This is a genomic window from Thiomicrorhabdus marina (genome assembly GCF_017571465.1).
In the GTDB taxonomy this organism is placed as follows: Bacteria; Pseudomonadota; Gammaproteobacteria; order Thiomicrospirales; family Thiomicrospiraceae; genus Thiomicrorhabdus; species Thiomicrorhabdus marina.
This window is the reverse complement of sequence record NZ_JAGETV010000004.1, coordinates 58741-72837: the sequence shown is the minus strand read 5'-3', so window position 1 is coordinate 72837 and position 14097 is coordinate 58741. Positions and strand designations below refer to the sequence as shown.

9 protein-coding genes are annotated in these 14097 nt (G+C 37.6%); 5 read left to right on the top strand and 4 right to left on the bottom strand.

Annotated features, from left to right (window positions below; genetic code table 11):
• Positions 1 to 70 precede the first annotated feature (70 nt).
• Both mobI and J3998_RS03530 read right to left on the bottom strand, forming a co-directional pair.
• Positions 71 to 631 (bottom strand): conjugative transfer protein MobI(A/C), encoded by a 561-nt coding sequence (gene mobI / locus J3998_RS03535; protein ID WP_208148067.1) that lies wholly within the window; start codon positions 629 to 631, stop codon positions 71 to 73.
• Positions 632 to 1294: 663 nt separating this feature from the next.
• A complete protein-coding gene (locus J3998_RS03530; protein WP_208148065.1) occupies positions 1295 to 1540 on the bottom strand; it encodes a helix-turn-helix domain-containing protein in 246 nt (81 codons plus the stop codon).
• A gap of 217 nt (positions 1541 to 1757) precedes the next feature.
• On the opposite strand from J3998_RS03530, the gene J3998_RS03525 reads away from it, so the two are divergent.
• From J3998_RS03525 to J3998_RS03515, 3 genes are all read left to right on the top strand, one after another.
• Positions 1758 to 2222, top strand: coding sequence for a hypothetical protein (locus tag J3998_RS03525; RefSeq protein WP_208148063.1), 465 nt, complete (start codon positions 1758 to 1760; stop codon positions 2220 to 2222).
• Positions 2223 to 2557: 335 nt separating this feature from the next.
• Positions 2558 to 3292: a cold-shock protein gene (locus tag J3998_RS03520; RefSeq protein ID WP_208148061.1), complete on the top strand. Its 735-nt coding sequence runs from the start codon at positions 2558 to 2560 to the stop codon at positions 3290 to 3292.
• A gap of 75 nt (positions 3293 to 3367) precedes the next feature.
• The gene (locus J3998_RS03515; protein ID WP_208148059.1) at positions 3368 to 4621 is read left to right on the top strand and encodes a tetratricopeptide repeat protein; all 1254 of its coding nucleotides are present in this window, start codon (positions 3368 to 3370) and stop codon (positions 4619 to 4621) included.
• A 551-nt stretch (positions 4622 to 5172) separates the two neighbouring features.
• Here J3998_RS03515 and J3998_RS03510 read toward each other — a convergent pair.
• Positions 5173 to 6105: a DNA-binding protein gene (locus tag J3998_RS03510; RefSeq protein WP_208148057.1), complete on the bottom strand. Its 933-nt coding sequence runs from the start codon at positions 6103 to 6105 to the stop codon at positions 5173 to 5175.
• A 323-nt stretch (positions 6106 to 6428) separates the two neighbouring features.
• Between J3998_RS03510 and J3998_RS03505 the strand changes: the two genes are divergently transcribed.
• Positions 6429 to 6989, top strand: coding sequence for a recombinase family protein (locus J3998_RS03505; protein ID WP_208148055.1), 561 nt, complete (start codon positions 6429 to 6431; stop codon positions 6987 to 6989).
• Position 6990: 1 nt separating this feature from the next.
• Here the strand turns inward: J3998_RS03505 and J3998_RS03500 are convergent, their stop codons facing one another.
• Positions 6991 to 11550: an AAA family ATPase gene (locus J3998_RS03500; protein ID WP_208148052.1), complete on the bottom strand. Its 4560-nt coding sequence runs from the start codon at positions 11548 to 11550 to the stop codon at positions 6991 to 6993.
• A gap of 354 nt (positions 11551 to 11904) precedes the next feature.
• Between J3998_RS03500 and J3998_RS03495 the strand changes: the two genes are divergently transcribed.
• Positions 11905 to 14091, top strand: a complete 2187-nt coding sequence (locus tag J3998_RS03495; protein WP_208148050.1) for an ATP-dependent nuclease — start codon at positions 11905 to 11907, stop codon at positions 14089 to 14091.
• Positions 14092 to 14097: the final 6 nt, after the last annotated feature.

The window sequence follows — 14097 nt, the reverse complement described above, 5'->3', positions numbered from 1 at the left end:
CTGTCAGTTTAGATTTGTTGTTTGGATTTTAAGATTCGCTCCCTTAACAAAACTGGTGATTCTTCTCTTTTTAAGGAGACGTGTCAGATTGGGTCTGAGCTAATTCATCCAATTCCTTTAAAAGTTTTCGAAGACTTTTACCAATTTTGGCTAGTTCAAAGGTTTGATCTCGGATAATTTGAAATTCTTTTTCTGCTTTTAAAATCAATTCAAGTTCCCAATCGGGTGCTTTTTTAAAGCATCGCTCTGTGTAACCTTTTTGAAGCGGTCGAACATGGCTCCCATGAGCATTTCTTCGATCAAATTCAACACCTTTGACTTTTGCCATTCTTCTTTTTGCAGCTACATTTGAGTAATCTCGCCAGTACACCCCAAAGGATTTATCGTCCGTGACGTGCATCTTCGGTTTTACTTCAGGAAAGTAAACTGGATTTTTGCTACTGCTTGCTTCATTCAACTCTTTTCGAATCCGCTCAAGACGGAAAGTTTGGTAGCAATCAACGACGACATAGGCATTTTCTTTAAGTTTAATTTGTGCAGTAACTATTTCTCTAAGCATATTATTCAGATGGTCTATAAGCTCTAAGTTTGATCCAGCTATGTCTTTCATGAAATCGTTCCAATCAATCATTGTTTTTTCTCCTTTATAAGATTCGAAGAAAATCATATCTTTGAAAAAACTGAGTCTCCTCTAAAAGGGGCTGAATTCTAAGTGAATTACAATTTAATGCTTTTATGTAACGTATATGCATCTTTATCGTTGCGTTTATATGTGTGGTTGATGCTGGCAGTTGATTTTGTGGTTCTTTCGTTTGTTAGTAGCTTAATTTGGTAGGCGGTTTGATCACTGGATCATTCTTTCTACTGCAGTCACGGAATTTGATGTCTTGAAAATGTTCCAGATTAAATCCCTATTGATTCTTTGAAAATTTCAGAGAAATGGGTTTGTCTTAATTTCCACATTATCTATTAAAACTAGAAAATTTTAATTTTTTGCGTATTAACAAATTTAAGAAATCTGATCCCAAAAATAAATGGTTTCAAAGAGCCTGTACTCGAAAATAAAAAAATTTTCGAGTCTACTTCAGGGGTAGGTAAAACTTGAACTCCCTATAAAATCTCTAACATGACTAAACCCGAAAAAAATAAAAATTTTCGAGTTTAATTAAACTTGGATCATGCAGGAATTATGTATGGGTAAATGCTGAATGCCGTAATGATTTTAATACTGAAGAGCGGTTTTGAGCAGAGCTTGTGGCGAGGAGATAGAAGGGTGGAGGCAAAAATGAAACGATTATTGGCTTACTGAAAACCCCAGTTTTTGGATAAGGCTAGTAGGATCTGACTCACAGGCTTCACATACCTCAAGTACTTCAATAAATCCCAAATAACGGTCACAGCCCTCGTACTTTGAAACGTAACTCTGGGGTTTATCTAGTTTTTTAGCTAAGTCAGCTTGTGTTAAACCGGCGGCAAGGCGCATTGCACGCAATTCTCCCGCTAGTAGTTCATATTTTTTCTGCCAGACACTTTTTTTCATGCAGGCAGTTTATGACTATGTTATAAATATCCCATTTCAGGATATTGATGCATTGGTTTTTTGAGAAAAAGTGTAAATAACCATGCAATATATAACGTAAATCGATTTAAAAGCTGTAAAAATTCAAAAAATAGCGTTTGTCGTTGATTATAATTTCTGGGATAAAAATATAACAAATAGTATTTTTTTAAGAATACTTGTCATTAAAAGGGCTTTCATGAAAAACATTAAATTATTAGGGTTCGCTACCATCATTTCTTTGGGACTCGCAGCAAGTGGATGTACTACCGTAAATTACGCGCCTCCAGCGGAAAAACAAGCGGTTATCGAGGGCCTTGTGCCAGCTGGTAAATCTTCAGTCTACATTATCCGTGGTGAGAACGATAAATCCAAAATACATGGGACTCAGGTTGAAATTGGTGATATCGAAGTTGAAACTTATGGGATGACTTTTAAGCGTGTTGACGTTAATCCGGGTAATACAACTATCCAAGTTGACCTGCCGCAGTTAACAGCTACCGAAGCAGAAGTAAATGTAAACTTAGTTGCAGGACAAAAATATTACTTTGAATTGATTCGCACTCCGCGTTTGGTTATTGGCCCTAAAACAGAGCTTATTCGCTTGTCTCCAACAGAAGCGTTATCTCTAATGAATGCAGTTAATTACACGGTTACTGAGTAATTTACTAAGCGTTAAGTTAGTAGGGATATTATCAATGAATAAATTATACAAGCGATTTTCTTTTATTCTAATAGCGACTTTGCCAACTGGAGCTTTTGCTAATATTTCAAGTGAGAAGTGCCAAATATTCTCTAGCTGAGTTGCGAGTTCTTGTCAGTTCTAGACATGACTACAAATTTTCACTTTGCTAGGAAATTTGTTTAGGGTACTTGAAGTCATGTGGATTTGATTTGCATTTCCTTAATAAAGCCTTGTAGTTGATATGAAGTGAAAACTACTCTAGTGGTGCTTATACAAGCAGTTAGCATAAATAAAACCCTCAAAGAAGGATGTGAATGAAGGGATATGTAAGTACTTTTTTACCTCAGAAAAAATATGGATTCCTTAAAGGAGAAGATGATAAGGACTATTTTTTTCATACCAATGATTTTACCAGAACAACTGATTTATCAAAATTAGCGGAAGAATCTTATGTTGAATTTGAGCCTACGGCCAATCCAAAAGGATATGCGGCAAAAAAATGTAAGTTAATAAATGCTAATGGTCCTTGTAAATATATCGTTCCAGATGAATTTATTACTTCACGCTCAAGTACCGCTGGCAACTGGAATATTATCAACCAAGCTGACTGGATAGTTCATGGTTCTTCAAGGGATTCTCCAGATCATGCAAAGCGTGATGCAATTGAAGGTGCTCGGATGCTTGGTGCAAACTCCTTGCTTTATCTTGATTACTACAAAACTACAGGTTCGGAAGCTGGGACTGGTAATGGCACGTATTACTATACTGTTCACAACTTTTGCGGCAGGCCTTGTGTATTAGGGAGGAAACATGCGGGCGGAGCTTATGCCAAAAGCGAATTTACTGGATTAAATGAAGCGGCTGAAAATTTAAAGAATCGTTATCTGAATATGAATGCAAAAAGTAAGCGTAATGCATTTTTAATTTGGTCTGTTGTTCTTGTTACTATTTTTGTTTTCCAAATGTCTTGGCCTTCTTTCTTAGCTGTTATCGCTGGTTTTATATGGGGTCGTCCTTCAAATCATGGAGCTTGGCTACAAAAAGGGTAGGCAAAAAAGAAAATACCCCTTTAATAATACTTTGTATGTTTATTTGAATTAATTTTAGTTTTGGAGTGTAAGTAAATGAAGCGGTTCTTAAGTTTGATAACATCACTTATTATAGGCTTTGCTGGTAATGCGTTTGCGGGATATGATGAAGGTTTTAAAGCTTTTCAGGAGGGTGATTTTCAGACGGCTCTTAGGGAGATTGAACCTTTAGCAAAACAAGGTGATGCAAATGCTCAAAATATGCTGGGTACAATGTTTAATCAGGGCTTGGGAGTTCAACAAAATGTTCAAAGCGCAATTTATTGGTACGAACTTGCTGCTAAAGCCGGTGATCTCACCGCGTTACAAAATTTAGGTACTATGTTTCTATATGGTGATGGCGTTAAGGCTGATTATGCTAGAGCTTTAAATTATTTTAATACAGCGGCCAATAGGAATGATAAAGCCGCCCAGTACTATTTAGGGATAATGTATGAAAATGGTTATGGAATAAAGCAAGATTATCGACAAGCGCGTCAATGGTACCAAAAGTCAGCAGATCAAAATTATTACCAGTCGTATTATCCACTTGCTCGGTTGTATTTAAATGGAGAGGGTGGCGAAAAAAATGTAACACTGGCAATGAACCTGTTAAAGATCGGAGCAGATAAACGCGAGCCAAATTCATTATTTCTGCTTGGGTGGATATACGACAATGGATTTGATGATGTTGAGCAAAACTTAAATAAAGCACTAATTTTCTATCTGATAGCTGCAAACCTTGGTCAAAATGAAGCTCATGATAGGTTAGAAGTCTTAAGAAATAAGATCTATTGTTCTAAACCAGAGGAATCGGCAACGCGCCTTTTTGATGTTGTATTAAGATGTGTAGATAGAACTCAAATGCAAAAATCTATCAAAGCTGCTGGTGGACGAGTTATTGATGAAAATTTAAATAATTGGGGGGATTCATATAATTCTGAAAATTTATTGAAGGATTCATCTGAATTGTATGTTTCATACACTGTTGATGATAAGGGGGTTGCTTTGGCCACTTACACATTTCCAGCTAATTCAGATATTCAACAAGTCGCACAAATTCGTGATATGGTTCGCTCAAAATATGGTGAACCAAATAAAGGTCCTGAAAAAATCACTTATTTACCTGTTTTATACTCATGGAATTTAGGGGATGGAATTAAAATTGAGGTAGAAAGAGGTATGCTTGGTACAGATACATATCTGTCGTATATCTACCCAGAAAATTATCGATCTCAACAGAAAGAAATGAAGCGTCAAGCGGAAGCAGAGAAGAATAGTCAGTATCAAGCACAACAAGAAAACTTTTAAGGAGCTTGATATGCTATTTCAGGCTTGGTCATGTACTTACAAACCAAGTCTGAACTTCGCACTTAACCTTGTAAGTTCTTCGGTTCTTCGGCTGAATTTCAGAGGTCAAAATTCTGAGCTGTTTTTCCTAAAATTAGAGTTTAAAATTTAAATGTCGCTGCCAAGGGATATAAACTAGGACTAGTAAGTAATGAACTTCGCAACAATTATTTTTTTGCTGATTGTCACTGTTATTTTTGTCGTGCTACTTTTGGCGTCTCCAAAGAGAGACTCCACAACCGAGAAAGATGAATATTGGGAATAAGTTCTGAAAAAAAAGAAACAGCCATTTTTACAAATACCTATTTAGCACTTCGAGTAACCTCGTTAATAAACTTGGTTAAAGAGCATTAGAATATGCAGAACAATTCCTCATTGATTCCAGCTAAATCGTTCAGGTAGCAGATTGCTAGAGATGCTTTTCTGTAACGCAAACCTTATGGATTTATTCTACGCTTCCCTAGCAGAGTCGCCTATACAAATCGGCAATCAATCAAGTCTGAGCTTTGTGTTTAATTTTGTAAAATCTTCGGCTTAATTTCTGAAGTCAAAATTCTAAGTTGTTTTTCCTGCATTGAAATCTGGTCTTTCAAGGCTGTGATAGTAGCATCTTGTGCCGCGATTTTAGCGTGGCTTGAGAGAGCTTGAGAGTACGTTTTTTTGTGTTCAGATTCGAGCAATTTTATTTCTGATTGTAGAGATTCAGTTTGCTGATTTAGCTTGTCGATAAGTTCAACAGATTTGGCGTGAGCACTTTGCTCAGATATCAGTTCAGAGCATCTCACAGCCAATTGCTTTGATAACTCCACTATCTCACTACTTTGTTGAGCTGACAGAGAGCGCTGTTCCGATAGTTGTTCTTTTAGATGGTTAACAAGCTTTTCAGAATCGGTAACTTTTTGTTCTGCTGTTGCTTTTTTGCCGATGGTTGTTTCCAGTTGCAGACTGAGTTTTTCTAGCTCTTTCTGATTTTCATTTTTTAGCTGTTTTGTTTGTTGTACATGCTCATCTTTCGATTGTTCTAATTGATTTTTTGTTGACTCAAGTGTGCCGACTAATTTGGCATTCTCATTGCGTAGCTCATTGTTTTCATTTGATATTTGTTCATTACTGGCAATAGCCGTTTCAAATTCAGACTGAAGCTCATCGAAAGAAGTGTGTAAAGCGTCATATCTCAAAGAATGGGCTTCTTTTTGCTGAATAATAGCAGCGTTTACCTGTTGCTTAACAAGGCGGTTAATTTGTTTAGCTAGATCTTCAGGATCAATTTCAGCAGGGTTAAGGCGTTCCTGCCTAACGTCTTTTATGTATTTTGCAATTGTTGCTCGAGCCAGCCCTGTCTTATCTTGGATGGCATCATATGTCGCATGTAATCCATCAGATTCAATCTCCTCAAAAGCTTGATGAATCGCTTTTTTGGGATCTCTTTCGCGATTATTAATCATTCATTTTTCCTTCTATTACGGATTACTCACTGAACTAGACTGAACTGAACCGTTCACAAAATAGTTCATACCTTTTCATCGAATTTTTTCGATATAAGAAAAATACCGCGTAAAAAATTATTTCCCCGCTAAACAGGCCAGATTTAGAAGGGGTTTAAGGTTAGGCTCGATTTTTTATATGTGATGATGCGTGAAACTTTGTTGAGTAAAACAAACGGTCGTTTTTTATACGTTCTTGATAGAAAGCGGTTTGGTAGCCAAAAACAGGGTTTGAGTGATAATTAATTCCGTAAAGAAAACTATGACAAGGAAAGGTACGTTTTATGTTGGTTGGATATGCACGGGTCAGCACACAAGATCAAAATTTGGATGCCCAGCGTGATGCTTTGCAAAAAATTGGCTGTTCTGAAATTTTTGAAGAGAAAATTACTGGTAAGCAAAAAGACCGCCCAGAGTTAAATGTCTGCCTGAGAACTCTAAGAGAGGGTGATGTTTTAGTTGTTTGGAAACTTGATCGTTTAGCAAGATCTTTAAAAGACTTAGTGGAAATGATTTCCGAACTGGACGAGAGGAAAATTGGCTTTAAGTCTCTAACAGAATCAATTGATACAACCTCTGCAGGCGGCAAACTCATTTTCCATATTTTTGGCGCGCTGGCAGAATTCGAACATAATTTAATTCGAGAAAGAACTTTAGCTGGTTTAGCGGCTGCCAGAGCAAGAGGGCGTAAGGGTGGGAGAAAACTGGCAATGACAACCCAAGATGTTAAAAAAGCCGCTGCTATGCTCAAAGATCCGTTGATTACTAAAAAAGAAGTTGCTGAACATTTTGGTGTAAGTCGTGTAACACTTAACAAATCCCTAGAGCGAAGTGCTCTTAAATGATTTAAGGCCGCTCGGCAGCTTTTAACCAGTCATTGATTGAATTTAAGCCAATACTTAATAGCTGATCTTGTATCTCAACAACTCGTTTAAGCATATCGCCAGAATCACTTTCCTCTCTCTCTTCAGCTTCTGCAAATAAGCGGTTCATTAGTTGGATAAAGTTATTGTCATGGTCATAAAAGTGAACGCCAGTTTGCTTAATGTAGCTAACGTAGAGTTCAGTTGCAGCCAGTGTTTCTTCAACATTTCGCTGAATACGCCAATTTAGCCATTCGCCAAAAGCATATACTCTGTTGTGCTTGTCATTTTCATCAGAACCTAAAATCTCAAAGAATGTCTGGATTAAATCAATTGGAATGACAACACTGATTTTCATCTTCTGAAAAATATTTTCCATTTGTTTAGCCATGGCAATGGCGCTTGGAGCACTTGCTTGCAAACCTGCTTTCATCCCTTTCAGGCAGAGTTCTTGATGACCTAAAATATTTTCATTATGGGTAAACACATTAGATGCGCCTTCCCAGGCTTCAGTCGAATCCAGAGAATGTAACTGTTCTAAAAAATCATCAAGTTTTAAATGACCAGATAATACCGCCAAGGCTGAAATTCGACCCCAAGTTTGCATTCCATCAGCAGAACCTTCATCCAATATTCTTTGCAAAGAAGATTCAACTTTTGGAAAGTTTTTGTCGTATGAATAATACAGACAACGCTCTGCATGCTTCCATAGACCTTGTACTTGAGTTAATTCATCGAACAATTTCCAGCCTAATTCAGGATTTTTACTTTGGAGAAAAGGCAGGTGCTCGAGAAGTAACGCTCGGAGAGCTGGATTTTCATGCTTTGCAAATCGTATTAACGAAGGAATTAAAAGCTCTGGGAAGGGTTGTTCTTTTTCCAGGAATTTATTTGCTAAAGTAATTAAAGCTTCAGCAACATTTCCGGTAACCATATTAATAGCTTTGCCGTAAAGACCAACACCATCACCGCTAATAGTGCTTTCACTTTTTAGGTCTGCAAAGCCAATTGCAAAAAAAGAGAGCCGCTGCGCGTTTTGTTCATCTTGAATGATATGTGCAACAGCTTGCAACACTTTCGCAGCAGATCTTCTGTGGCGCCAATAGACTGGATGTCTTTCTAACTCTTCAAGGGCAAGATTGGTAAGAGTCCAAGGGTCGGGTTTTTCAATGGGTTCCCAGTTGTTACTTGAACTCAGGTTTCCATATAAATAAGCTAAATGCGTAGCGACGCCATCCAGAATTTCATTTCGAAATTTTTCAGAAATTTCTTGCCAATGAGTGGTGAGGAAATTCAGAAATCTAACAGGGTCACGGGAGGCAGTCTCATGAAGCTGTCTGCCAACTTCTCTTGTACCTCCAACCAGAAATTCAGTGTAATCACGTTTATAGTCTGTGTAATGAGAAAGTAATTTCAGCACTCCTTGATTATCAATATTTAGAAAGACTTCATACGAGAATGGAGCCTTTACCCATCCCCCTGAAGAGCGTATTTCTGGCTGTCTAATATATCGCGCAAACTTATACTCGTAGGACTCGAGAAGCTCTTTGAGAGTAGTTGAACGAAAATGACATGGTATCGCAGAAATGTATTCAACTTGATTTCGCAATGTCCACTTTTGCGTAGTTGGATCTTTTTCTCGATTCTCGTACAAATTAATGATAGTTGTCATGATCTCATCTTGCGCTTGTGCGTCAAGATGAACAAAGCTTTTATTCATCAGTTCGCTTAACTCGTATGACAACAATGATTCTAAGCGGCTTTTATTGGATAAGACCATTCCAATGATATCGGTATTGTTTTCAATATTGGTGGTTAAGGCATTTATGGCAAAATAGCAAAGCGCACTTTCTTGATTAAAACTTAGACGTTCTCTATTTTGCTGCCACCATTCAGAATTAAGAGCAGCTTGATGAAGTATTCCTAATTCAACGCTGTCTAACAGAAAATCAAGATTGTTTTGATAGTGCATATCGCGCTTAGAGTGTGTTTTTTCATAAGTGGTTTTATCTAAAAAGCCATAACGCAATTTGTTATCTGCATCGTAACCTCTGGTTCGAATCTCACTCCATTGTTCAACGGCATTAATCGCTAGATCAAGTAAAGCAGAAGATTGTTTCATTTGCTCGGAAAGAAAATTTTCATTTTTACTTCCAAATTCATGAGCTGAGCAATTTAATTTATCTTTAAAGTCATATTCCTGAACATCTGCTGATTGAAGGTCACCCGTTATATAATTCCACAGAGTTTGCTCATCAAGTAAGTCAGCAGATATTAATCGTGCAAGCACTTTACCCAAAAAACTATGATCTGGCTTGGGCATGCTTAGCAGCTTCAATAGCAAAGGTTTTATTTCTGGCAAATTCTCATGGTGAAAATCTGAGATAAAAAAGGCGAGTTGATGGGCTATTTGCTCCTGATTCACATAATCCAGTTCCAATGCCTCTGTCCACAAACTAACAACGCCTTTGGCATCCTCGTTTTTCCACTCTGATACTCGATAGACATGAGTTGTTAAACCGTCCGCATCTCGATCGTCTTTAAGTAGAGGTAGCAAGTTGTCATTCCAAAAAAAATACCATTCAACGGACTTTGCTTGCGTATAAATCACTTGAAAAACATCTTTGTGATGTGCACGCAAATCTCTAATAAGCGACCAATCTGCTTGATCTGGCGGTTGTTGAGAAAAGGTTTCTGCTACCAATCGTCGAATATGAAATGCACTGTCACCAGTTAAAACGGTTCGCAATTGCTTACGAAATGCTTTTCGATCCCCAAGTGCTAGTTGAGTAATAAAACTACGAATGCTTGGCCTAACAAAGGGAACCGGAGGTAATCCGGCAATAAATTCATTAAGGGTCATTCCTTCTCTGATTGTGCCGCTGATAACCAATACGTCTAGTAGTGTCTGATGCCCAAAAGTAATTTGGTTATTAGATATGTCCTGAAGGATATTCAAACTGAGGAGTTTGCGAAGCATAACGTCAGGTAAATTGCATTGACGTCTAGGGATTGCAAGACTTCTTGTATCCAACATTTTTTTAGCAATCGCTTCAATTTCCTGTATAGCATCATCACCCAATTCAAGATCTGATTGAACGATTGTATCTAAATAGAGCAATGCTAGTGCTTGACTGGTTACGACATTAAAGCTTCCTTGTCGTTGCGCCAATTCAACAAACAAAGCGAGTTCTCTGGGGTTTTGAATTAATTCTCGCGTATCGTTATCGAGTGAAGTGGTGCCAATCAGGAGCCCAGAAAGTAACGGATAGATGTCGTTACCCCAATCTAGAGAAGCACATTCGAGTTCCGCATCCCATTCTCGTGAGGCAATTCGTTTATCATATTTTCGGTCGAAGTCTCGGCATGCTGTAATGACAGTGATGTTCGGTATAAGCAATAGTTGGTCAATTTGAGCCAAAAAGTAGGTTAGTGCATGATGTTCACGGGAAATGGAAAGAACATCCAAGGAGTCGATAACAACGACAACCTTGGATTCGTCCGCTAATCGGGCGATCTGTTCAACCCAGTTATTGGGAAGCCCTTGAGCTTCTCGTTCTTGTGAAGAACTTAAGTCCGCAAACTCTCTTGACTGAATGAAGATGGGAATTAAATCTTGTTTCCTTTTGAATCGTTCCTCTAGTGCTTCTTGTAAATCAAGCATCACGCAAGTTTTTCCAGAGCCAGGCTGTCCAGTGACTAAGATGGATTTGGTGTTATGATCTATGTTGGTTAAAAGTTCATCAAGAACAGGGTTTTTAATATACTGACCGGCAATCTCTCGTTTCCAAGAACGCCCAATAGCTGAAGTTTTGGAAAGTGACGCGATTATTTCTGCAACCGGGACCGTTGGTGTCAAAATAGCGCCTGATTCATTGAGCTTAACTCTAAGCTCTTCCTTTGTGACTCGATGTTTTGATGCGGATAAATTTCCAGAATCCATTCCGCCGCCAAGTAAATCTAAAAAAGTCCATAGAGCCTTAAAAGCTATCTGCGAATTACTCACAAGGCGATGAAGCCGTTCATGGAGAAGCGCTTCCATTCGATCAAATTCAGGCGTCACCTCAAAACTTGTGCGGTTTAGAAATTCAAAAACAGAAAGCTGCGGAGTTTTAGTGGTAATAATCTCCGCTAGAGATTGATTTGTTTGAGTATGCTCTTTTGTTAAAGCACCTAGATAGGCAGGTTCGTTATCAAATGAAGTTGAAAACTCTTTTAATTTTGCAGGCGCTCCAAAGTTACTACGCGAATAAAATCGAACTTGAGTTGTTGCCGATGTGCCCAGTTCTATGGCTGCTTTTTCTAACTCATCTTTAAGATCAGGTAACGACCAGGCTCTAAAATCAGCCTGATTCTTTTTGCATTGGCAACAAATCAGAGAGCCGTCGCTTTTACCAATGACAATGTCATCAACATGGTGAGAGTTTGAGTCAACCTCCATCCACTCACATCTAGGATCTGTGAGGATGCTCAGAGCCCACTCAAAGGCAACTAGGGTTTGATAAATATCTCCGCGATTTGAACGTATTCCTGCGATACTCAATGGTCTAGTTCCTCTGTGATTATTGATTTTTTTCTTTTAACCAAGTAACAAGAGATTAATACATCACTCGTTTCCAATGGTTGCAAAAAATAGGAATTAATTTGAAGGGTGAATAAAGCTTCATTTATGTCAGGTTCTGATGACCCTTAGGTTATGAAACTTTCAATTTGTTCCAATGTCATACTGAGGTCACCTACTGCCTTGTCGTCAAATAGCTTAGATATCACAGAGTATTGGATTCTTAAGGTAAAACTAATTCTTATATTAAAATTTCACTTGTAGTATATTTATCTTTATTATAAATGTGTTTTATATAAGTTTTTTTACTTTTCTGCTTTTTTAAGGTCCTGTTATATGAAAATTGCATCTCTCGTTTTGAAAAATTATCGTAGGTTAGCAGATGTAACCTTGGTCCTTGATGACAAAAGAACTGTCTTGGTTGGTGCTAATAATAGTGGAAAAACATCTTGTATTGGAGCTTTACACACATTCCTAAAAAGTCCAGATAGTCTTAAAGTTAGAGATATTTCAAAGCAAAACTGGAAAAGAATCCAAGAGCTTGGGGTGCAGATAGAGGATCATTTTCCCACTAAAGAAGAAATGGAATCAATATCTGCTGATCTAGTTAAGTTACTGCCATGTTTAGACATTGAAATTAATGCTGATGCGTCAGAAGCTTATAAAGTTCGTGACATACTTCCAGATTTAGAATGGAGAGGCGGGTCACTCTTTGTTCGTATTAACTACGAAGCAATAGAAATAGCTAAACTTTGTCGAGAATTCTCAGATGCGAGATGTGTAGTGGCTAATTATGAAGGTGCGGCAAGTCTGTGGCCTAAAGACCTATGTGATTTCTTAGAAAAAGGGAAAAACTTTAGCAAATACTTAAAGCAGAAGCACTATATTCTCAGTAAGGATGAATTGACTGAGGAAGACAGTATTAATGATTCTGTTAGAGAAATCACTCAAAATCTTAAATCTGAAGCCTTAAAAAAAATAATTCGCGTAGACGTTGTATCAGAGCAACGTGGGCTAGGAGCGGAAGACGGAACAGATCAAAAAGGGCCTTTTTCAGAAAAGCAAAGACTTAATAAGTTATTACGTGAATATTACGAACGGATCTTGAATCCTGAGGATTTTCCAGAAGCTGGAGATTTAGATGTATTAGGTCAGCAACAAGATCTTGAAAAAGGTTTTACAGATCGGCTGAATACACAATTTAAAAAGCCTTTTAAAGAATTGCAAGATATGGGGTATCCCGGAATTGGTGGTAATCCAACGGTGGAAATTGCTGCAAAAATCAGTGGAACTGATGCTTTGCAAAAATCTTCTTCAGTACGATATCGTTTTAATGAAGGTGATGAGGATTTTATTCCTGAAAGCTACCTTGGACTTGGCTATCAAAATCTAATATATCTGACTTTTAGGCTTCTTGAATTCAGAGATAAATGGATGCGTGTAGGTAAGTCAGCATCTACTGATAATAAAAATGATGAACAGATAGAAGCAATTCATTTGGTGCTTGTTGAAGAACCAGAGGTTAACTTACATGCTCAAGTTCAAAGAGTATTTGTTTCGAAAGCCTATGATACATTGCGGAATCATCCAACCTTACGTGAGATTAAAACGAAACAAGATTATTCCGAGTTTCAAACACAACTCGTTATTAGTACTCACTCAAGTCATATTATTAATGATATTGATTTTAAAGATTTACGTTATTTCCGGCGTAATGGTGCCAATAAGACTATTTCGATGGACTATACATCGATTGCTAATATGTCTGAACTTTTTGCCAAACCTAAAGATGAACTCATGTTTGTTCGAAAGCATCTAAAGCTTACACATTGCGATATTTTTTTTGCTGACGGAGTAATTTTTGTCGAAGGGCAGGCAGAGAGTTTATTGGTACCAGAGTTTATTTCAAGGAACTTTAAAGGTTTATCTAATCGCTTCATATCAATGCTTGAGGTGAATGGTGCTCACACCTATAAATATAAAGACTTAGTTGAAATGTTAGGGGTTACAACTCTAGTACTGACAGATCTTGATTCTGTAGGAGGCGAAGATGGCAAATCTTGCTTTCCTAAAAAGAATCAAGATCAGAAAACCAATAACGATACATTAAAGCATTGGCACCCGAAGAAGGAATCTTTGGATGATTTAGTTGCATTGTCCGAAACAGAGCATGCAACAACAAGTAAAGATGCACCGTTGTACATTGCCTACCAAAAACCTACTCAAATATCCGAACAAGAAATCTTATCCAGAACCTTTGAAGATGCATTAATTTTAGCTAATTTTGAAAACAACTTTTTTCAGAAAAAGAAAAAAATTAGTAAGGCAAAATCTGATTTTGAGAATGATACAAAGTGCCTGGAAGAGTCTCTGTATGATTATGTTCAGAGCTTAACAAAAGGGGATTTTGCTTTTCAGTGTCTTTTCCATCTTGCTAAAGATGAAGCTCATTCATTTAATCCACCTCAATATATGAGTGATGGACTTAAGTGGCTGGAAACTCAACTATCACCAAAAAATTAGGGCGAT